17 protein-coding genes are annotated in these 20,435 nt (G+C 54.0%); 5 read left to right on the forward strand and 12 right to left on the reverse strand.

Annotated elements, in window-relative coordinates:
- The first annotated feature begins 15 nt into the window (after positions 1-15).
- Positions 16-1,365 (forward strand): lysine-sensitive aspartokinase 3, encoded by a 1,350-nt coding sequence (gene lysC / locus DK872_RS19335; protein ID WP_007372404.1) that lies wholly within the window; start codon positions 16-18, stop codon positions 1,363-1,365.
- Positions 1,366-1,458: 93 nt separating this feature from the next.
- Positions 1,459-2,400: a ketopantoate/pantoate/pantothenate transporter PanS gene (gene panS, locus DK872_RS19340; protein WP_007372403.1), complete on the forward strand. Its 942-nt coding sequence runs from the start codon at positions 1,459-1,461 to the stop codon at positions 2,398-2,400.
- Positions 2,401-2,449: 49 nt separating this feature from the next.
- Here the strand turns inward: panS and DK872_RS19345 are convergent, their stop codons facing one another.
- Both DK872_RS19345 and DK872_RS19350 read right to left on the reverse strand, forming a co-directional pair.
- The gene (locus DK872_RS19345; protein ID WP_071921804.1) at positions 2,450-2,788 is read right to left on the reverse strand and encodes a helix-turn-helix domain-containing protein; all 339 of its coding nucleotides are present in this window, start codon (positions 2,786-2,788) and stop codon (positions 2,450-2,452) included.
- Entirely contained in the window at positions 2,785-3,141 is a 357-nt protein-coding gene (locus DK872_RS19350) for a type II toxin-antitoxin system RelE/ParE family toxin (RefSeq protein ID WP_071921803.1), read from the reverse strand. Before DK872_RS19350 ends, DK872_RS19345 begins: the two co-directional genes overlap by 4 nt.
- 176 nt (positions 3,142-3,317) lie before the next feature.
- On the opposite strand from DK872_RS19350, the gene DK872_RS19355 reads away from it, so the two are divergent.
- Positions 3,318-3,590 (forward strand): DUF3811 domain-containing protein, encoded by a 273-nt coding sequence (locus DK872_RS19355; protein WP_007372400.1) that lies wholly within the window; start codon positions 3,318-3,320, stop codon positions 3,588-3,590.
- Here DK872_RS19355 and rluF read toward each other — a convergent pair whose 3' ends face one another.
- From rluF to metH, 5 genes are all read right to left on the reverse strand, one after another.
- Positions 3,591-4,454, reverse strand: a complete 864-nt coding sequence (rluF, locus tag DK872_RS19360; protein WP_007372399.1) for a 23S rRNA pseudouridine(2604) synthase RluF — start codon at positions 4,452-4,454, stop codon at positions 3,591-3,593.
- Positions 4,455-4,588: 134 nt separating this feature from the next.
- Positions 4,589-6,220, reverse strand: a complete 1,632-nt coding sequence (locus DK872_RS19365; protein ID WP_007372398.1) for a Na/Pi cotransporter family protein — start codon at positions 6,218-6,220, stop codon at positions 4,589-4,591.
- A gap of 174 nt (positions 6,221-6,394) precedes the next feature.
- Positions 6,395-6,871 (reverse strand): hypothetical protein, encoded by a 477-nt coding sequence (locus tag DK872_RS19370; protein ID WP_237656216.1) that lies wholly within the window; start codon positions 6,869-6,871, stop codon positions 6,395-6,397.
- Positions 6,846-7,655 (reverse strand): hypothetical protein, encoded by an 810-nt coding sequence (locus DK872_RS19375; protein WP_237656217.1) that lies wholly within the window; start codon positions 7,653-7,655, stop codon positions 6,846-6,848. Before DK872_RS19375 ends, DK872_RS19370 begins: the two co-directional genes overlap by 26 nt.
- A 240-nt stretch (positions 7,656-7,895) precedes the next feature.
- Positions 7,896-11,582, reverse strand: coding sequence for a methionine synthase (gene metH / locus DK872_RS19380; protein ID WP_161518714.1), 3,687 nt, complete (start codon positions 11,580-11,582; stop codon positions 7,896-7,898).
- A gap of 195 nt (positions 11,583-11,777) precedes the next feature.
- Between metH and iclR the strand changes: the two genes are divergently transcribed.
- Both iclR and DK872_RS19390 read left to right on the forward strand, forming a co-directional pair.
- Positions 11,778-12,602: a glyoxylate bypass operon transcriptional repressor IclR gene (iclR, locus tag DK872_RS19385; RefSeq protein WP_107147736.1), complete on the forward strand. Its 825-nt coding sequence runs from the start codon at positions 11,778-11,780 to the stop codon at positions 12,600-12,602.
- Positions 12,603-12,776: 174 nt separating this feature from the next.
- Complete coding sequence (locus DK872_RS19390; RefSeq protein WP_083566052.1) at positions 12,777-13,799, forward strand: hypothetical protein; 1,023 nt, start codon at positions 12,777-12,779, stop codon at positions 13,797-13,799.
- A gap of 4 nt (positions 13,800-13,803) precedes the next feature.
- Here DK872_RS19390 and aceK read toward each other — a convergent pair whose 3' ends face one another.
- The 5 genes from aceK to DK872_RS19415 all read right to left on the reverse strand — a co-directional run bounded on the left by aceK (position 13,804) and on the right by DK872_RS19415 (position 20,320).
- Positions 13,804-15,552, reverse strand: coding sequence for a bifunctional isocitrate dehydrogenase kinase/phosphatase (aceK, locus tag DK872_RS19395; RefSeq protein WP_161518715.1), 1,749 nt, complete (start codon positions 15,550-15,552; stop codon positions 13,804-13,806).
- Between the two features lie 97 nt (positions 15,553-15,649).
- Positions 15,650-16,954 (reverse strand): isocitrate lyase, encoded by a 1,305-nt coding sequence (aceA, locus tag DK872_RS19400; RefSeq protein WP_007372391.1) that lies wholly within the window; start codon positions 16,952-16,954, stop codon positions 15,650-15,652.
- Positions 16,955-16,988: 34 nt separating this feature from the next.
- Positions 16,989-18,590, reverse strand: coding sequence for a malate synthase A (gene aceB, locus DK872_RS19405; protein ID WP_007372390.1), 1,602 nt, complete (start codon positions 18,588-18,590; stop codon positions 16,989-16,991).
- 246 nt (positions 18,591-18,836) lie between these two features.
- On the reverse strand, positions 18,837-19,766 hold the full coding sequence (metA, locus tag DK872_RS19410) for a homoserine O-succinyltransferase (protein WP_007372388.1): 930 nt from the start codon (positions 19,764-19,766) through the stop codon (positions 18,837-18,839).
- A gap of 122 nt (positions 19,767-19,888) precedes the next feature.
- The gene (locus DK872_RS19415) at positions 19,889-20,320 is read right to left on the reverse strand and encodes a YjaA family stress response protein (RefSeq protein WP_007372387.1); all 432 of its coding nucleotides are present in this window, start codon (positions 20,318-20,320) and stop codon (positions 19,889-19,891) included.
- Positions 20,321-20,435 lie beyond the last annotated feature (115 nt).

Below are 20,435 nucleotides of genomic sequence, written 5' to 3' on the forward strand. Positions count from 1 at the left end.
TGACACGAGGTTGTTATGACGAGTTTAGTTGTCGCCAAATTTGGCGGCACCAGTGTTGCCGATTACGATGCCATGAACCGCAGTGCGGACGTGGTGCTTGCCGATGCCAGCGTCCGTCTGGTTGTTCTCTCTGCCTCTGCGGGCGTGACCAATCTGCTGGTTGCCCTGTCTGAAGGGCTGGAAGCCAGCGAGCGCTTCGTAAAACTCGACGCTATCCGCAAAATTCAGTTCGATATCCTGGAACGTATGGCGAATCCTTCCGTGATTCGTGAAGAGATCGAACGCCTGCTGGAAAATATCACCACCCTGGCAGAAGCCGCCTCACTCGCGACCTCGACTGCCCTGACCGACGAACTGGTCAGCCACGGCGAATTAATGTCGACTCTGCTGTTTGTTGAAGTGCTGCGTGAACGTAACGTTCAGGCACAGTGGTTTGACGTGCGTAAAGTCATGCGTACCAGCGATCGCTTTGGCCGTGCCGAGCCGGATGTCGCAGCGCTGGCGGAGCTTTCCGCCCAGCAGCTCGCGCCGCGCCTCAGCGAAGGGTTAATCATTACCCAAGGCTTTATCGGTAGCGAAGCCAAAGGCCGTACTACCACGCTGGGCCGTGGCGGCAGCGACTATACGGCAGCCCTGCTGGGTGAAGCGCTGCACGCCTCGCGTGTGGATATCTGGACAGATGTTCCGGGCATCTACACCACCGATCCGCGCGTTGTTCCGGCAGCAAAACGCATTGATGAAATCGCCTTTGAAGAAGCGGCTGAGATGGCCACTTTTGGCGCGAAAGTGCTGCATCCGGCCACCCTGTTACCCGCCGTGCGCAGTGACATTCCGGTGTTTGTCGGCTCCAGCAAAGACCCAAAAGCAGGCGGTACGCTGGTATGCAACAAAACCACTAATCCACCGCTGTTCCGCGCGCTGGCGCTGCGCCGCAGACAAACGCTGCTGACGCTACACAGCCTGAATATGCTGCACTCCCGTGGCTTCCTGGCCGAAGTGTTCGGCATCCTCGCGCGACACAATATCTCTGTCGATCTGATCACCACCTCGGAAGTGAGCGTGGCGCTGACGCTGGATACCACCGGCTCAACGTCAACCGGCGATACGCTGCTGACCCAGTCGCTGCTGACCGAGCTGTCATCGCTGTGCCGCGTGGAAGTAGAAGAGAATCTGGCGCTGGTGGCGCTGATTGGCAATGAGCTGTCGAAAGCCTGCGGTGTGGGGAAAGAGGTGTTTGGCGTGCTCGACCCGTTCAACATCCGCATGATCTGCTACGGCGCGTCCAGCCATAACCTCTGCTTCCTGGTGCCTGGCGCCGAAGCCGAGCAGGTTGTACAGAAGCTGCATCATAATTTGTTTGAATAAAATTCCTTAGCACGATAAACAATAACTATGGCCGGGCACGAACCCGGCCTTTTTATAAAAAACACAACACAACAATCGCAAGGAATTCCTCACATGCTCGCAACACTGACGCGGCTGTTCCCGTTATGGGCGCTGCTGCTTTCCGTCCTCGCTTATTACTTCCCGCCCACGTTCATTGCCATCGGCCCGTGGGTGGCCACGCTGCTGATGCTGATTATGTTCGGCATGGGCGTGCACCTGAAACTCGATGATTTTAAACGCGTGCTCTCTCGCCCGGCGCCGGTCGCCGCAGGGATTTTCCTGCACTATCTGGTGATGCCGCTGGCGGCATGGCTGCTGGCGTTGCTCTTTAAAATGCCGCCGGATTTGTCCGCCGGAATGGTGCTGGTCGGCAGCGTCGCCAGCGGTACGGCGTCGAACGTGATGATCTACCTGGCAAAAGGCGACGTCGCGCTGTCTGTCACCATCTCTTCCGTCTCAACACTGGTCGGTGTGATCGCAACGCCGCTGCTGACGCGCCTGTACGTCGATGCTCATATCCAGGTGGATGTGATGGGTATGCTGCTCAGTATTTTGCAAATTGTGGTGATCCCAATAGCGCTGGGGTTGATTGTGCATCATCTGTTCCCGCGCGTGGTGAAAGCGGTCGAACCTTATCTGCCCGCCTTCTCAATGGTTTGTATTCTGGCGATCATCAGCGCGGTAGTGGCCGGTTCTGCGGCGTATATCGCCTCGGTTGGTCTGGTGGTGATTGTCGCGGTGATCCTGCACAACAGCATCGGTTTACTGGGCGGTTACTGGGGCGGACGCCTGTTCGGTTTTGATGAATCCACCTGCCGCACGCTGGCGATTGAAGTGGGCATGCAAAACTCCGGTCTGGCCGCCGCGCTGGGCAAAATCTACTTCTCCCCGCTCGCCGCGCTGCCTGGCGCGTTGTTCTCCGTCTGGCATAACCTTTCTGGCTCGCTACTGGCGGGTTACTGGTCCGGTAAACCCGTCGACGGGCGTAACGCGGATACGGTGAAAGAGGGTTAACAGAGCAACCACTGCCGGAGAAAAACATATCATCCGGCAGATTAATTTTTTACCCAACCGTAATCGTCACCGGCTTACCGAGTTTACTCAGCATGGTGACCAGGGCATCAATGGTAAATTTACTGGTTTTTTGATTGACCACATCGGAGACGCGAGGGCGCGAAATATTGAGTCTGGCGGCTACTTCCGCCTGTTTGAGGTGGTTTTCAGCTATCCAGCCTGCGATTTCCTGCATCAGTTGCCGTTTAATACTCAGCAATTGTATGACCTCTCTTTCTGCATCCCGCGCAAGCACGTTTGCGGCTTCAGGTGCAAAACCCAGTTCCGCAAAAATATTGGCACCAGCCGGGGTCACATGACCAATCAGATTTTCTGTTGTTGTTTTCATTTTTGACTCCTGTAATGCTCAACCAATGCGCGATAGCGGGTACGGGCTATCGCCTTATCTGAGAGTGAAGTGCGCTGAGACGTTTTATGAAAACAGTGCAGAACATAGAGCGCATCTTCAAACTTGACCAGGTAAAAAACGCGGAACGCGCCTGCGTAATTGCGAAGGCGGATTTCCGCCACGCCTGCACCAACCTCAGCCATCACTTTCCAGTCCGACGCTTCCAGGCCAGCCTGAATTTTATGCAGTTGATAGCCAGCATCTTTGCGAACATCTTCAGGAAAAGCACATAAGTCCTCGTATGACGAACCCAGCCAAATGATGGGCTTTAGGGCAGGTCGCAACTCAAGCATAACACGTCCTTGTATAAAATTTTATACCAAACCTGGATGATGTTACGCTTACGTCAGCCATTGTCACCCGCGCTCTGACAAATATGCGAGGCGCTTTCCAGCGTTTATATACCATCAAACATGCTTTACCTGGCCGCATCGCGTACACTCGTTGCACTTCCCGAGGAGAGACCCCCATGGCCCTGACCAGACTGACGCAAAAAGAGATGACGGAGAGCGAACAACGGGAGCTAAAAACCCTGCTCGATCGCGCCCGTATCGCGCACGGACGCCCGCTCAGCAATTCTGAAGCGAATCATGTGAAAAAAGAGTACATCGATAAGCTGATGGAACAGCGTGAAGCGGAAGTGAAGAAAGCCCGCAAGGTTAAAAAACAGCGGGCTTATAAACCAGATGAGAGCACGACCTTTTCCTGGTCGGCGAATACTTCAACGCGCGGCAGACGCTAATCAGCGCCCTTTCTTCTTCCTGCCCGGCTGGGTAAAGCGTTTACCTGCCGGCTTGCCCCGATTTTTCTCTTCGGGCTTCGCGACATTGACGGCAGGTTTTCTCGCCGCCTGCGGTTTTGCTTTGGCTTTCGGCTTCGCTTCTGAGGATGAGTTCTCAATCAGTTTGAACAGCGCGATCAGTTCGTCGTCGGTTAAATCGCGCCACTCGCCCGGCGGCAGCCCGGTGAGGCTGACGTTCATAATACGCGTGCGCTCCAGCTTCGTGACTTCATAGCCGAAATGCTCGCACATGCGGCGGATCTGGCGGTTCAGCCCCTGCACCAGCGTGATGCGGAAGGTGAAAGGCGCTTCTTTCTTAACCTTGCATTTTTTGGTTACCGTACCGAGGATCGGCACGCCCGCGCCCATACCCCGAATAAACTCATCGGTCACCGGTTTGTTGACGGTTACCAGATACTCTTTTTCGTGGTCGTTACCTGCACGCAGGATTTTATTCACTAAGTCGCCGTGATTAGTGAGAAAAATCAGCCCCTGCGAATCTTTGTCCAGACGGCCAATGGGGAAGATGCGGCTGCTATGATTAACAAAATCAACAATATTGTCTTTTTCGCCGTCTTCAGTGGTACTGACAATGCCAACCGGTTTATTCAACGCGATAAATACCAGATCTTCTGCATTTCGCGGCTCGATAAGTTGACCGTTCACTTTGACAACGTCTCCGGCGACAACCTGATCGCCAATCCCGGCACGCTTGCCGTTGATAAAAACATTGCCCTGCTCGATATAACGATCGGCCTCACGACGCGAGCAAATCCCGCTTTCGCTGATATATTTGTTTAAACGTGTTGATTGGGTTGGCAGCATAAACTCTCCTGTAAAAGCGGAATATAACTGTCTTTAAGAGGAGAAAAAATGGATTTTTATCGTGCGTAAATTAATTTGTGCACTAACCCGATAAAACCCGGGGTTTAAGAGCCGTGCCTGGTGGCACGGCGGGATTAATAATCGTCGCGATCGTCATCTTCATCAGGTTGTTCCAGAACGCCGTAAGCCACCGAGCAGAACAATGAGTTGAGTCGTTTCATGTCTCCCAGCAGGCCAAGGTGCAACGAACTGGTTTCAATGCTCTGAACGTTTTGCTGATGCAGTCGATCAACGTGCGCATGCGCGTAGCGCCGGTTCATAATACGGAAGCGGTGCTTGCTGCGCCGCAGTCGGCGGGCACTGGTGACATCGCTGGAGAAAAACACCGACATCGCCAGTTTCAGATTCCCCACCAGCCGTTCATGCAGCGCATCCAGCTCTTTCAGCCCTTCCCCTGAAAAAGCACGTCGTGCGGCTAACGATTTGTCGGCGATTTCGCTACCCATCCGCTCGACAATATCGGAAGCCTGCTCCAGGTTAAGCGACATCTCGATAATTTCCGCCCAGCGTTTTGACTCCTCTTCCGCCAGTTCCTCTTTCGGCATACGCGCCAGATAGAGCTTGATCGCGGTATAAAGTACGTTGACGTCATCCGCCAGCTTGCGCAGCTCTTTCTCCTGCCGCGGCTCGCCGTGCATCACTTTATGCAACCCTTCCAGCATCAGTTCCATGGCATCGCCCATGCGCAGCGTTTCGCGCGCGGCATTCGCCAGCGCCAGCGTCGGCGTATCCAGCGCAGAGCTGTCGAGATGTTTGGGTTTCAGACGTGCATCCAGCTCCTGTTCATCGCTAATGATGCGTTTACAAAATTGCGCCATCGGCCCGGCAAACGGCACCATCGCCAGACAGCGGATCAGGTTGTAGAAAACGTGGAAGTAAATCACCAGTTCCGCTTCCGGCAGCGGCAGTTTTTGCATCGAACTGGCGAGCACATGGACAAACGGCAGAATGATCAGGCTGCCTACCAGCTTAAACAGCAGGCTGCCGAGCGCCACCCGGCGGGCTGCGGCATTAGCCGCACTGTTATTCAGCATCGCCAGCAAACCGGAACCCAGGTTAGCGCCAATCACCAGGCACAGTGCCACCGGAAACGAAATAATACTGGCGGCGGCCAGCGTTGCCGTCAGCAGTACGGCGGCCAGGCTTGAATAACTGATAATCGCAAAGACCGCGCCAATCAGCGCATCCAGCAGGATATCACCTGTCAGCGAGGCAAAAATCACCTGAACCCCACTTGCCTGGGTGATTGGCGTCACCGCCTGCACGATGAGTTCCAGCGCCAGCAGGATCAGCCCGAGGCCAATACTGACGCGACCCAGTTGTCCTTCACGGGTTTGTTTGCGGCCGAGGAAGAAAATCACGCCGATAAAGATCAGCAGCGGCGACAGCCAGGAGAGATCGAAGGTCAGCACGCGCGCCATCAGCGCGGTCCCGACATCGGCACCAAGCACAATCACCAGTGCCGGGGTCAGCGCCACTAAATCCTGCGCCACGAAGGATGTCACCAGCATGGTCGTCGCGTTGCTGCTCTGCACCAGCGCGGTCACGCCGATACCCGCGCAGAAGGCGAGCGGTTTTTTCTCCACGCTGCGGCTGAGCACCGTCCGTAAACGGGCGCCAAAGACGCGCATCACGCCGGTACGGACAATATGGGTACCCCATACCAGCAAGGCAACAGCAGATAACAGATGAAGCAAAGTCAGCACTGAGTGGGATCCTCCTTATTGTTATGCGTTGTCGGCTATCAGCGGATAGATAACCACAACATTATGGTTTAAGTATAAGGTGTTAAACCCAGGAATAGCGCAGAACACCGCTTAAGCATCCTGCGAGTTGTAAGGAAAAATGACGGTTTTGTGACAATGATGAAGGTTTAGCGCTTAACGGCTGGCGGCATCCATGCCCTGCGACTCATCATTTCGTTTAATCCACATAATAGAGCCAATTTTGACCACCTCCGACAGGACAAACAGCAGGATGGCGATCCACGGAGAACGCACATCGGAGAAATGCATAATCAGCGGGATTAGCGCAATGGAGCATTTCAACGAAAATACCCGGCCAATTTCCTGCACGATTAAAAAGATATTATTGATGTCCTTTTTGGCTATCATCCACCAGCCAGAAAATGCTAATGAAACGATCAGCGCAATATTAATAAAGAACAGCAACTGGATCAGTCCACCGGTTAAACCACTTACACCTAATTGTGCGTAGTTAGTATAAAACCCATGGATGTCGGAATAAAAAGGAATACTGCCACCCTGTATTGAAAAAAATAAATATCCGGCTAATGCCAGTACATCCATAATCCCCCAGAACAGGTATATCTTATTTTTTAAACTCATAATCTTCATCCCTTACCCCTGGAATCCATTGCCATGATTTACCCGATTGCGTCCAGGCATCATCACCTTCGAGATATTTTTGACTTATCGAACGCTTGTCGCCGTAGCGCCTGATTACCGAACGATTATAGAGGATTTCCCGGGTATCTGACGTCACGCTGTCCGGAATGGGCGTCCATAGCTGGATTTTATCCCGGGAGGTATTCATATAATCCTTGCCATCCGAGCCAAATACACGCCCCTGGTCGCCCATACTGGTCGCGCGGTTCAGTAACATCACCGCCGCATTTTTAACACCATGGAAGTCCGTCTCGCTGGTTTTCCAGTAGCCGGGGCCGTACTCCGCCGTCACCGGCACAAAGCTGCTGCGGGTTGGCGCAGGCGTGCCGTGAATCGCCACGCTGTCTTTAAAACCGTTCAGTATGGTCCTGATATAGACGGCATTAAACGACATCTCCTGTACGCAAAACAGCGCGCCGTTTTCCGCAATAAAAAACGGATAGTAGAAGCGATTGCGGGCACTGACATTTGGCCGCATCACCACCACCACGCCCCGGTCCACCAGACTATCAATATATTTTTCTTTTTGATGACCTAATGGATCGTGCGGTAAACCATATTTAAAACCGTGGTGTTTTTTAATGCTATAGCCATCGATATTTCCAAGGACATTATTAGGACTACTTTCGATGAAATATTCCTTTCTGATAATATTTTTCGCGATGTCCGGCGCAAGGATGTTTTCATAATCCTTCGGCAATAGATTTCTTTTTCTTATATCATAAATATCCATTTTATAATACCTAAGTTAAATTTATGACAAACGAATGAACTGCAAAAAAAGGAAGCAATCTTGCCTGTGAGCCAACGCCCATCATACGCATGAAGAGGAACAGTGGTCTAAGAAAATATCCACTTTTAAGAATGTTCTTAGTTTCAATTTGTATTATGTTTGCTTAGTGAAGATTTTATGAAAAGTGATGAAAAAAACGGGGCATTAAATAATGCCCCGTTGCTCTGCATTGTATTGCGGTTAGTCTGCGTCGTAACCTAAATTCGAGGACAACCAGCGCTCAACCTCTGACACGGACATACCTTTACGCCGCGCATAATCTTCCACCTGATCGCGCTGAATTTGCGCGACGGCGAAATACTTGCTGTCCGGATGGCTGAAATACCAGCCGGAAACCGAGGCGCCCGGCCACATGGCGTAAGATTCTGTCAGCTTCATACCGGTATGTTTTTCCACATCCAGTAACTGCCAGATGGTGCCTTTTTCGGTGTGCTCCGGGCACGCAGGGTAGCCCGGCGCGGGGCGAATCCCCTGGTAGTTCTCGCGGATCAGCTCTTCGTTGCTGAGGTTTTCGTTTGGCGCATAGCCCCAGTACACTTTACGTACCCGCTCATGCAGGTATTCGGCAAACGCCTCTGCAAGACGGTCAGCCACCGCTTTCACCATGATTTTGTTGTAATCATCGTGTGCAGCATCGTAAGCCTCCGCCAGCGCATCTTCTTCCAGCCCGCCGGTCACGGCAAAAGCGCCAATGTAGTCCGCTTTTCCGCTCTGTTTCGGCGCGACAAAATCGGCCAGACAGTAGTTGGCGAAACCGGTTTTTTCGGTCTGCTGACGCAGATGGCAACCGACCGTCAGCACCTGCGTGCGGGTTTCGTCACGGTAGATTTCGATGTCATCGCCGACGCGGTTTGCCGGAAACAGCCCAACCACACCGCGCGGATTAAGCCGTTTTTCCGCGCCCAGCATATCGAGCATCTCGTTCGCATCCTTAAACAGACGCTTCGCCTCTTCGCCCACCACTTCATCTTCCAGAATGCGCGGATACTTGCCCGCCAGCGACCAGGTCATAAAGAACGGCGTCCAGTCGATATAGTTGCGCAGCGTCTCGATGCTGGCCGTGACTTCCTGTACTCCAAGGCGATGCGCCACCGGCGGTGTGTAACTGGCCCAATCGAAAGCCAGATCGTTTTCCCGTGCGACCTGCAAGGTCACTGGCGGCGTGCGCGGTTTTTTGCGCGCGTGCTGAATGCGCACCGTTTCATACTCTTTGCGGGTACGGGCGACAAACGCATCGTGCTGCGTGTCCGACAGCAGCGACGACACGACGCCGACGGTACGCGAGGCGTTCTGTACATAGACCGTCGGCCCGCTGTAGTTCTGCTCGATTTTCACCGCCGTGTGCGCTTTCGACGTAGTCGCGCCGCCAATCAGCAGCGGAATGGTAAACCCCTGGCGCTCCATCTCTTTAGCCACGTTGACCATCTCATCGAGCGACGGCGTAATCAGCCCGGAAAGGCCAATCAGGTCAGCATTCACTTCACGCGCAGTTTTCAGGATTTTGTCGGCTGGCACCATCACGCCGAGATCGATGATTTCGTAGTTATTGCACTGCAACACCACGCCCACGATGTTTTTGCCGATATCGTGTACATCGCCTTTCACGGTGGCGATCACCATCTTGCCGTTGCTTTTGCCCTGCTCTTTGCTGGCTTCGATATACGGCTCCAGGTAAGCAACCGCCTGTTTCATTACGCGGGCAGTTTTCACGACCTGCGGCAGGAACATCTTACCTTCGCCGAACAGATCGCCGACCACGTTCATACCGTCCATCAGCGGCCCTTCGATCACCTCGATCGGGCGAGCGGCTTGCTGGCGGGCTTCTTCGGTGTCCTGCTCAATAAATTCGGTAATACCTTTCACCAGCGAATATTCGAGGCGCTTTTTCACATCCCAGCTACGCCATTCGGCCAGTTGCGCCTGCGCACCATCATCCGCGCCTTTACTGCCGCGATATTTCTCAGCCAGATCCAGCATGCGCTCCGTGGCATCATCACGACGGTTAAGAATCACATCCTCAACGCCATCGCGCAGCTCGGCGGGCAGATCGTCATAAATCGCCAACTGACCGGCATTTACGATCCCCATGTCCATGCCGTTGCGAATAGCGTAATAAAGGAAGACGGCGTGAATCGCCTCACGCACCGGATCGTTACCGCGGAAGGAGAAGGAGACGTTCGACACGCCGCCGGAGATCAGCGCATGCGGCAGCTCGCGTTTGATATCCTCACAGGCGCCGATAAAGTCCTGCGCATAGTTGTTATGCTCTTCAATCCCGGTCGCCACCGCGAAGATATTCGGGTCGAAAATAATGTCTTCCGGCGGGAATCCTACCTCTTCGGTGAGAATTTTATAGGCACGGCGGCAAATCTCGATTTTGCGCGCGCGGGTATCCGCCTGGCCCACTTCATCAAAGGCCATCACCACCACCGCCGCACCGTAGCGGCGCACGCGTTTCGCATGATGGATAAACGGCTCAACCCCCTCTTTCATGGAGATGGAGTTAACAATGCCTTTGCCCTGGATACATTTCAGCCCTTTTTCAATCACCTCCCACTTCGAGGAGTCAATCATGATCGGCACACGGGCGATGTCTGGTTCACCGGCGATCAGATTGAGGAAACGCACCATCGCCGCTTCGGCATCGAGCATCCCCTCATCCATGTTGATATCGATGATCTGCGCGCCGCTTTCCACCTGCTGGCGCGCCACGTCCAGCGCTTCGCTGTACTTCTCTTCTTTGATCAGGCGCTTGAATTTGGCGGAGCCGGTAACGTTAGTCCGTTCGCCGACGTTCACAAACAGGCTGTCGTCACCGATATTCAGCGGCTCAAGCCCGGAGAGACGGCAGGCCACCGGGATTTCCGGCAGTTTACGCGGCGGCAGCCCGGCAACAGCGTTGCTCATGGCAGCGATATGTTCCGGCGTGGTGCCGCAACAACCGCCGACGATATTCAGGAACCCGGCCTCCGCCCACTCGCGGATCTGCGTCGCCATGGTGGCGGCATCGAGGTCGTACTCGCCAAAGGCGTTCGGCAGACCGGCGTTCGGGTGCGCGGTAACGTAGCATTCGGCAATGCGCGACAGTTCCTGCACGTACTGGCGCAGCTCGTCTGGCCCCAGCGCGCAGTTAAGGCCGAAAGTGAGCGCATCGGCATGGCGCAGCGAATTGTAAAATGCCTCGGTCGTCTGGCCGGAGAGCGTACGCCCGGACGCATCGGTAATGGTGCCGGAAATCATGATCGGCAGCTCAATACCCAGCGCATCAAACTCTTCTTTAACGGCAAAGATCGCCGCTTTGGCGTTGAGCGTATCAAACACCGTTTCGATCAGGATCAGATCAGCACCGCCTTCCACCAGCGCTTTGGTTGATTCGCGGTAGGCCTCCACCAGCTGATCGAAGGAGATATTACGAAACGCCGGATCGTTGACATCCGGTGAAATGGAGGCGGTTCGGTTAGTCGGGCCAAGCACCCCGGCCACGTAACGCGGTTTTTCCGGCGTTTGCGCGGTCCATTTATCGGCGCAGGCGCGGGCCAGTTTCGCTGCGGCAAAGTTGATTTCCGCCGACAGGGACTCCATCTGGTAATCCGCCATCGCGATGGTCGTCGAGTTAAAGGTGTTGGTTTCGATGATATCCGCGCCCGCCGCAAAATAGGCGTCATGGATGGCGGTTATCACGTCCGGCTTGCTGAGCACCAGCAAGTCGTTGTTTCCTTTCAGATCGCAGGGCCAGTCGGCAAAGCGCTCACCGCGAAAATCCTGCTCACTCAGACGGTAGCTCTGGATCATGGTACCCATACCACCGTCCAGAACCAGAATGCGTTCATTTAACTGCTGTTGCAGTTGTTCAACTTTGCTGCTCACACGTGCTCCCGACAAGGCTCAATGAGGCCAAAAGGCCAGCAAAACATACTGGCACAAAGTGGCAGAACGGAAAAGCGGCAGCGGATTAACATGAGAGATGTTCAGCTTCACTCATCCGATCAGTCTGCCACGGAGTTACGTTATACTCAGGAAAAACGAAAATGATTTCCACGATACAGAAAAAGGAGCCAGCCGATGGTCGCTTCCATTCCCGCAAAACGTGGCAGAAAAGCCACCGCGCCAGCCGCTCCGGCCGGCGGACAAGTCCAGTCATTGACCCGAGGCCTGAAACTGCTGGAATGGATCGCTGAATCCCACGGCAGCGTCGCGCTGACGGAGCTGGCGCAACAGGCCGGTTTGCCCAATTCCACCACCCATCGACTGCTTACTACCATGCAGCAACTGGGCTTTGTCCGTCAGGTTGGCGAGCTGGGCCACTGGGCGGTCGGCGCGCATGCTTTTATTGTCGGCAGTAGCTTTCTGCAAAGCCGTAACCTGATGGCGATTGTGCATCCCATCCTGCGTAAACTGATGGAAGAATCCGGTGAGACGGTCAATCTTGCCGTGCTGGATAAAAGCGATCATCAGGCCATTATTATCGATCAGGTGCAGTGTACCCAGTTAATGCGGATGTCCGCACCCATTGGCGGCAAACTGCCGATGCACGCTTCCGGCGCAGGTAAAGCCTTTTTAGCACGGCTGGATGATGAGCAGGTCGGTGATCTGCTGCACCGCCAGGGGCTGCACGCTTATACTCACGCGACGCTGGTTTCGCCAGTGCATCTGAAAGAGGATCTCGCCCAGACGCGCAAGCGCGGCTACTCTTTTGACGATGAAGAACATGCGCTGGGTCTGCGCTGCGTTGCCGCCTGTATTTATGATGAACACGGCGAGCCATTCGCGGCGATCTCTATCTCCGGGCCAATATCGCGGATGACTGACGACCGCGTGACCGAACTGGGCGCCATGGTCATTCGCGGCGCAAAAGAGGTAACGCTGGCCTACGGCGGAATGCGTTAATTACTTTCACTATTACGTCTTTATCCACCAAATAAACGCTGCAACTTATTTATCTCCCCTGCGACAAGAATCGTCTCAACTCACGGGGGAGATTATCTCCAGTCATAAAAGGGCTATCTCATTGTCGTCACACCAGCGCGATGGCACCGTGTCGGCACGTTTTTTCATGAGATTATGATGATGAAGAGTAAAGCCCGCATTCTGGCCTCTATCATTATGTGCCTGCCCTTTTCCGCAATGGCGCATGTGAAGTGGTTCGTTAATTATGGCGTTGAGCAAACGCCGCTATCGATGACATCATTGACCGGTGCGATGAGCTTCTGGTTATTACTGGCATTTTCAACGGCAGTGATATTTGCAACGTCGGTACTCGACAGAAAACTACCTTCGTTTATCGATTGTCACCGCTGCCAGCCATTTTTAAATCATGCGCATAATTACGTCCCGCAGATTGTTCGCTGGGGCGCGGCACTCTTTTTCCTGGTGTTGGGCGCGTTCTTCCCGCAGGTTATTCTGACTCCGGAGCTGGTCGTCGCTAATCCGTGGCTTAGATATGTCCACCTTATTATTGCGCTTACCGCATTTTCGAGAAAAACGAGCTTTTTCTCCGGCTTCTTAATTATTCTGCTCTATCTCTATGCCGTGCAGCTTTATGGTGCGAACCATATGCTGGACTATTTTATCTTCATTGGTATCGCAGTTTATTTAATTACCCAGAGCATCCTGAAACAGCAAGCGTACGGCAAGGAACTGGAATTTCTGCGTCTGATTCTTTGCTACTCATTCCTGTGGGGAGCGATTGAGAAATTCCTGCATCCTGGTTTGTATTACCAGTTGCTGACAACGCATAGCTATCTGGCCATGGGCCTGAACTGGGAGTTCTTTGTCCGCGCCTGTGGTTTCGTGGAATTATGTCTGATTTGGCATATCTTCAGCGGCAGACTGGCGGGTTACGCCTGTATCGGGCTGTTTGCCATCATCGTGGTGCTGGCCTTTATTCCATTTGGCATTACTGACTTTGTTGGCCATCTGGTGTTTATTTTCCCGCTGGTCGCGCTCTTACTGACGCCGCGCAAAACGCACCTGTTCCGCACCGCCACAGCGAGTACGCTCGCCTTTTTACTGACGCTCGCGATTTTACTGTTCTTTAGCTACACCGCTTATAACGTGCTGCAATTCAACCTGCACGTCCACTAAGCGCTCAGCCCGCCTGCCGTAAGGCGCCTTCGCTGAAGCGTATGCTAAAGCGCTGGCGCTTACGGTAGGCATAGACATCTTCCACATGTCCCTGTCGGATGCGTTCCTGTAACCCTCGCCAGTAGTCGGCGCGCAATAAATCGGCGTGCATCTCCTCAAACAACGGGCCGATTTCTGGATCGGCGCACAGCCAGTGGCGAAACTCCTGTGGAAAAACATCGCCGGGCGCCACGCTGTACCAGGGTTCAGCACTCAACTCATCTTCCGGGTAACGCGGCGGCGGAATATCGCGGAAATTCACCTCGGTCATATAGCAAATTTCATCGTAGTCGTAGAACACGACGCGGCCATGACGGGTGACGCCAAAGTTCTTGAACAACATATCGCCGGGGAAAATATTAGCGGCGGCAAGCTGACGGATTGCGTTGCCGTACTCTTCCACCGCATCACGCAGTTGCTGGCCTTTGACCTGCTCAAACCAGATGTTCAGCGGCACCATGCGCCGCTCAATGTAGAGATGGCTGATGGCGATACTGTCGCCGAGATCGGTAATTTTGCCCGGCGCCTGTTCCAGCAGTAACGCCATCAGCGCTGGTGAAATTTGCCTTTTTTCCAGCACGAAGTTTTCAAATTCCTGCGTATCGGCCATGCGCCCGACGCGATCGTGCTCTTTGACCAACTGGTAACAAGCGCGAACATGCGCCGCGCTCATCTCTTTTTGCGGAGGAAAGACGTCTTTGATCACTTTAAATACCCGGTCAAACCCCGGCAGCGTAAAGACCAGCATCACCATGCCGCGAATGCCCGGCGCTTCAATAAACTGCTCATTGCTGGCGCGGATGTAGTTCAGGTATTCGCGATAACTTTCGGTTTTGCCGTGCTTCTGGCAGCCAATCGCCATATACAGCTCGGCGGTGGTTTTGCCCGGCAGGATCTCCCGCAGCCACTCCACCGTCGCGGCGGGCAGCGGCGCATAAACCATAAAATAGGAGCGGGCAAAGCCAAACACGATGCTGGCTTCAGCAGGTGTGGTCAGACAGGTATCGACGAACAGCTCGCCTTCATCCGTGCGGTGGATCGGCAGTAAAAAGGGCAACGTTGCCTGCGGCGTAACGAGTTTGCCGACCAGCCAGGCCGCCTTATTGCGATAAAACAGTTCATTTGCCACTTGCAGATGCGATTTCGCCAGCACTTCGTGGCCAAAAGCCTCCTGCAAATGCGCTGTGATATAACCGATGTCGCGCGTTTTATCCTGCCACGGCAGACGCAGCGGTAAATCCGTCAGCACTTTACTGAGTAACGCCTCCCAGCCGCGTTCCGGCCAAAAATCTTTCGCCAGCGGGCGCGGGATGGTGCGAAAGCGGCGCTCCGGCTGCGAGCTAAAGATAAATAAGCGTTCCGGCGTTAATGAGCGATGATCAAACAGGCGGCAGTAGACCGAATTGAAAAAACTTTCGGCAATCTCAAAGCGAGGGTAATCCGGCAGCAGTCGGGTGTAATGCTCTTTAACCCGCAGCAGAAACGCCGCGTCGGGGCTTTGGCTGTCGGTGATGCAGCGTAACTGCTCCACCACCAGGCCAACATGATGGTCGTAAAGATGAATGCGCTGCTTCATCGCCTGCTGCACAGCCTGCCAGTCCGCCTGTTCAAAACGCTGCTGGGCGCCGGATGTGACCTCCAGGAAGCGCCCATATTGCGCATCGAAGCCCTGCAGAATGGTTTGTGCAATCAGTAGTTCCAGGCCACGCGACATCTTTTGTCCTCATGTCGGGCAGAGAGTTGCCGAAGAGCGTTATCCGGCAGACAAGGCGCCGCAAACCCGGCAGCTATCGTCTGCCGGGTATCGACAATCAGAACTGCGCTTCTTCGGTCGAGCCTGTCAGCGCGGTCACCGAAGAGGTACCGCCCTGAATAATGGTGGTGACCCTGTCGAAGTAGCCCGTGCCAACTTCCTGCTGGTGAGAAACGAAGGTGTAACCCTCTTTGCCTGCGGCGAATTCCGGCTGCTGCACCTTCTCGACGTAGTGTTTCATCCCTTCGCCCTGCGCATAGGCATGCGCCAGGTCGAACATGTTGAACCACATGCTGTGAATACCGGCGAGGGTAATGAACTGGAATTTGTACCCCATGTCCGACAGCTCCTGCTGGAAGCGGGCGATGGTGTTGTCGTCGAGATTCTTTTTCCAGTTGAACGACGGCGAGCAGTTGTAAGCCAGCAGTTTGCCGGGGAATTTTGCATGGATCGCATCGGCAAAACGGCGTGCCAGCTTGAGGTCTGGCGTCGAAGTTTCGCACCACACCAAATCGGCATACGGTGCGTAAGCCAGCCCGCGGCTGATAGCCTGCTCAACCCCGGCATTTGTGCGGTAGAAACCTTCGCTGGTGCGCTCGCCGGTAATAAAGGCGCTGTCATAGGGATCGCAGTCGGAAGTGATCAGATCGGCTGCATCCGCATCGGTACGCGCCACCAACAGCGTTGGAACACCCAGCACATCCGCTGCCAGACGCGCAGCCACCAGTTTCTGCACCGCTTCCTGCGTCGGTACCAGTACTTTGCCACCCATATGGCCGCATTTTTTCACCGACGCGAGCTGATCTTCAAAGTGAACGGCAGCAGCACCGGCTTCAATCATCGATTTCATCAGTTCAAAAGCATTCAGCACGCCGCCAAAACCGGCTTCGGCATCCGCCACGATTGGCAGGAAATAGTCCACAAAACGCGGATCGCCCGGTTCAATACCGGAAGCCCACTGGATCTGATCGGCGCGGCGGAAGGTATTGTTAATCCGTTCGACCACCGATGGCACCGAGTTCGCCGGATAGAGCGACTGATCCGGATACATGCTGGATGCCAGGTTAGCATCTGCGGCGACTTGCCAGCCAGAGAGATAAATAGCCTCGATCCCCGCTTTCGCCTGTTGTAAGGCCTGGCCACCGGTCAGCGCGCCAAGGCTATTGATATAACCCTTTTTCGATTCGCCATGCAGCAGCCGCCACATTTTGGCCGCGCCCAGTTGCGCCAGCGTACATTCCGGGTTGACCGAACCGCGTAATTTCACCACCTCTTCCGCGCTGTATGGGCGGCGGATGCCTTCCCAGCGCGGTTGCGTCCACTCTTTTTGTAATTCTTCGATTTGTTGGGTACGGGTTTTCATATGCAGATGCTCCATAGGGTGTAGGGTGGGTGAATTAAGCCAGTAAGCGATAGCCGGGCAACGTCAGGAAGTCGATCAGCTCGTCAGAGGTGGTGATCTGCTCCATCAGGCGCGCGGCGTCGTCAAAACGACCGCTGCTGAATCGGTGCTCGCCCAGCTCGTCCTGAATAACCCGCATCTCTTCGGCCAGCATCTGGCGGAACAGCGTTTTGGTTACCGGTTTGCCGTTGCTGAGCGTCTTTTCGTGGTGAATCCACTGCCAGATAGAGGTGCGGGAGATTTCGGCGGTGGCGGCATCTTCCATCAGCCCGTAAATCGGCACACAGCCATTGCCGGAGATCCACGCTTCGATGTATTGCACCGCCACGCGAATATTGGCGCGCATTCCCTCTTCGGTGCGTTCGCCTTCACACGGCGCCAGCAGTTGCTCTGCGGTGATTGGAGCGTCGTCTTCACGGCTGACAAACAACTGGTTTTTATTATCGCCGAGGGCGGCGTTGAACACGTCCATCACCGTATCGCCAAGGCCCGGGTGAGCAATCCAGGTGCCGTCGTGGCCGTTACGCGCTTCGAGTTCTTTGTCGGCTTTCACTTTATTCAGCACCCAGTTGTTGCGTTCGGTATCTTTACTGGGAATAAACGCCGCCATGCCGCCCATCGCGAATGCGCCGCGACGATGACAGGTTTTGATCAACAGACGGGAATAGGCGCTGAGGAAAGGCTTATCCATGGTGACCACCTGGCGATCCGGCAAAACCCGATCCGGATAGTTTTTCAGGGTTTTGATATAGCTAAAGATGTAATCCCAGCGTCCGCAGTTCAGCCCGACAATATGGTCGCGCAGCGCGTGCAGGATTTCGTCCATCTGAAACACCGCAGGCAGCGTTTCAATCAGCAGCGTTGCTTTGATGGTGCCGCGCGGCAAATTGAACCGGTCTTCGGTATAACTGAATACCTCACTCCACCAGGCCGCTTCGTGCCAAGACTGGGTTTTCGGCAGATAAAAATAGGGGCCGCTGCCTTTGGCAAGCAGGTTTTTATGGTTATGGAAGAAGTAGAGCGCAAAGTCGAACAGACTGCCGGGGATCGCTTCACCACGCCAGGTCACATGTTTTTCTGGCAGATGTAAGCCGCGCACACGGCAAACCAGAACCGCTGGGTTGGGCTTTAACTGATAAATCTTGCCAGCTTCATTGGTGTAGCTGATGGTGCCGTTGACCGCATCGCGCAAGTTGATCTGCCCATCGATCACTTTGTCCCAGTTCGGCGCCAGCGAATCTTCAAAATCCGCCATGAAAACTTTGACGTTGGCATTCAGCGCATTGATGACCATTTTGCGCTCCACCGGCCCGGTGATCTCCACGCGGCGGTCGAGCAGATCTTCCGGTATCCCGCGGATCGTCCAGTCAGATTCACGAATGGAAGCTGTTTCCGAAATAAACCCAGGCAACGTACCGGCATCAATTTGTTGCTGCTGGCGCTGACGCGCTGCCAGTAGCTGATTACGTTTTGGCGTAAAGCGCGTTACCAGCTCGCTCAGAAACTCCACCGCTGCCGGAGTAAGGATCTGCTTCTCCTGCTCGCCGTACGGCTGTGTAAAGGCCAGTTCATCGGTTGTTGTTGCCTGTTGTGTCATGGTGCGATTCCTCTTTTTTGCAGCAAAGACATTTCCCAATGCTGACGAAGATCGTTTGTGCAGTTTTCGTTCAGCAGGATCAATCCTGGCTAATAAATTTTCCAAAATCAAAAACAATTTCCATTTTTAAATTAAAAAGACAATAACTAACTGATAACAATGAAGTTATAGTTTTATTATGTTGAGAAGTGATTTTCGGAAACAAAAAAGGCGCCCGAAGGCGCCTGGTATAGGGGGCTGAAACGCTTAATCCAGCGTCGGATTCATGTGACGCAGATCGTATGGCGTGATCTGGTAGACGTAGTAGTTGAGCCAGTTGATGAACAGCAGATTGCCGTGGCTGCGCCAGGAGGCGCGCGGTTTATTCTGCGGGTCATCTTTCGGGAAGTAGTTATGCGGCAGCTCAGGACTGAGGCCCGCTTCCACATCGCGAAAATATTCATTCGCCAGCGTGTTGGCGTCGTACTCCGGGTGGCCGGTCACGAAAGCAATGCGTTTATCTTTGCTGGCAAACAGGTAGGCATCGCCCTCTTCTGTTTCGGCCAGGATCTCCAGATCGGTGTAATCGCGGATCAGTGCCGCCGGGAAATCTGCATAGCGGGAGTGCGGAGCAAGGAATACATCGTCAAAACCGCGCGTCAACAGCGCATGGGGATGAAGGATGTGGTGTTCATAAACGCCGGAGAGCTTTTCACTGCGGGTCTGCTTGGGAATGCCATAAAGAATATTGAGGGCGGCCTGTACCGCCCAACAGACAAACAGCGTTGAGGTAACGTGATCTTTCGCCCACTCCAGTACCTGCTCGATCTGCGGCCAGTAGGCAACATCGTTAAACTCAACCAGGCCCAGTGGCGCGCCGGTAACAATCAGGCCATCGTAGTTTTCGTGGCAGATTTCATCAAAATTACAGTAAAAGGTATTCAGGTGCTCAGCTGGCGTATTACGCGACTCGCGGGAATCGATGCGCAGCAGGCGCACATCGACCTGTAGCGGTGAGTTCGACAGCAGACGCAGGAACTGGTTTTCCGTCTCAATCTTCTTTGGCATCAGGTTCAGGATCAACACCTTCAGAGGGCGGATCTCCTGAACTGTCGCGCGCGAAGTCGTCATCACAAAGACGTTCTCGTCACGCAAGAAATTGACGGCTGGCAGCTCGTCCTGCACCCGAATCGGCATAACTTATATCCTCACTGCATACGTTTAAACGTTTAGACATCCAGATAGCCGAAGATACCCAGGAATCAGCAAAATGTCGAGTCCGCAAGTGAAAGGTGAGAAAGTTTCACGTCACGGTCCGGCTATGAAATGATTTTAGATTTTTTGTCGTGCTGTGAAGGGGAATTTTTGGGCTGGCTCAGTACAGCCAGCACCTGCTGATCGCTCAGAGGAACCTGGCTGGCGATGACCTGTGGGGCATGGCATTTTCGCTGTGCGGCGACAAAAGTCAGTTCGAGGATCGCTCGCTCTTCGACCGGTGACAGTCCGCCTTCATTCATTTCCAGCGCATGAGCGAGGATTTTAAGGCGCCCTTTTCCAGGAATTAGTGCGTGCCAGAACGAACGGGGCGCAACCTGTTGGATCAGCGAGCGCAGCAGTTTCTCAGCGGCTAAGAAATCCGCAACCAGTATCCGCTGGTTACTGAAAGTTTGGCTGCCGGGAACCTGCTGCTGAGTATTGAGGTTGCGTACAACTATGCGATTTTTATAAAGCTGAACGTACAGCACGATCATAGCTATATCCTTTAGCAATTAAATTCTGCTGAAACAATAGCAAAAAAGCCCCGTGCCGGGGCACGGGGCTTCCTGTCTCTTCCGCCCGGACGCAAAAAGGCCATCCTTCCGGATG

The organism is Kosakonia sp. MH5 (assembly GCF_009935945.1).
Lineage (GTDB): Bacteria > Pseudomonadota > Gammaproteobacteria > Enterobacterales > Enterobacteriaceae > Kosakonia > Kosakonia radicincitans.

Bases quoted from the DNA above. Each gene is read 5' to 3' on its own strand.
- DK872_RS19350 (WP_071921803.1), bottom strand. From the start codon at position 3,141: ATGCTTGAGTTGCGACCTGCCCTAAAGCCCATCATTTGGCTGGGTTCG.
- iclR (WP_107147736.1), top strand. From the start codon at position 11,778: ATGGTCGCTTCCATTCCCGCAAAACGTGGCAGAAAAGCCACCGCGCCA.
- DK872_RS19415 (WP_007372387.1), bottom strand. From the start codon at position 20,320: ATGATCGTGCTGTACGTTCAGCTTTATAAAAATCGCATAGTTGTACGC.
- metA (WP_007372388.1), bottom strand. From the start codon at position 19,766: ATGCCGATTCGGGTGCAGGACGAGCTGCCAGCCGTCAATTTCTTGCGT.
- DK872_RS19370 (WP_237656216.1), bottom strand. From the start codon at position 6,871: ATGAAGATTATGAGTTTAAAAAATAAGATATACCTGTTCTGGGGGATT.
- DK872_RS19390 (WP_083566052.1), top strand. From the start codon at position 12,777: ATGATGATGAAGAGTAAAGCCCGCATTCTGGCCTCTATCATTATGTGC.
- aceA (WP_007372391.1), bottom strand. From the start codon at position 16,954: ATGAAAACCCGTACCCAACAAATCGAAGAATTACAAAAAGAGTGGACG.
- lysC (WP_007372404.1), top strand. From the start codon at position 16: ATGACGAGTTTAGTTGTCGCCAAATTTGGCGGCACCAGTGTTGCCGAT.
- aceB (WP_007372390.1), bottom strand. From the start codon at position 18,590: ATGACACAACAGGCAACAACAACCGATGAACTGGCCTTTACACAGCCG.
- DK872_RS19355 (WP_007372400.1), top strand. From the start codon at position 3,318: ATGGCCCTGACCAGACTGACGCAAAAAGAGATGACGGAGAGCGAACAA.
- aceK (WP_161518715.1), bottom strand. From the start codon at position 15,552: ATGTCGCGTGGCCTGGAACTACTGATTGCACAAACCATTCTGCAGGGC.
- rluF (WP_007372399.1), bottom strand. From the start codon at position 4,454: ATGCTGCCAACCCAATCAACACGTTTAAACAAATATATCAGCGAAAGC.
- DK872_RS19345 (WP_071921804.1), bottom strand. From the start codon at position 2,788: ATGAAAACAACAACAGAAAATCTGATTGGTCATGTGACCCCGGCTGGT.
- DK872_RS19375 (WP_237656217.1), bottom strand. From the start codon at position 7,655: ATGGATATTTATGATATAAGAAAAAGAAATCTATTGCCGAAGGATTAT.
- panS (WP_007372403.1), top strand. From the start codon at position 1,459: ATGCTCGCAACACTGACGCGGCTGTTCCCGTTATGGGCGCTGCTGCTT.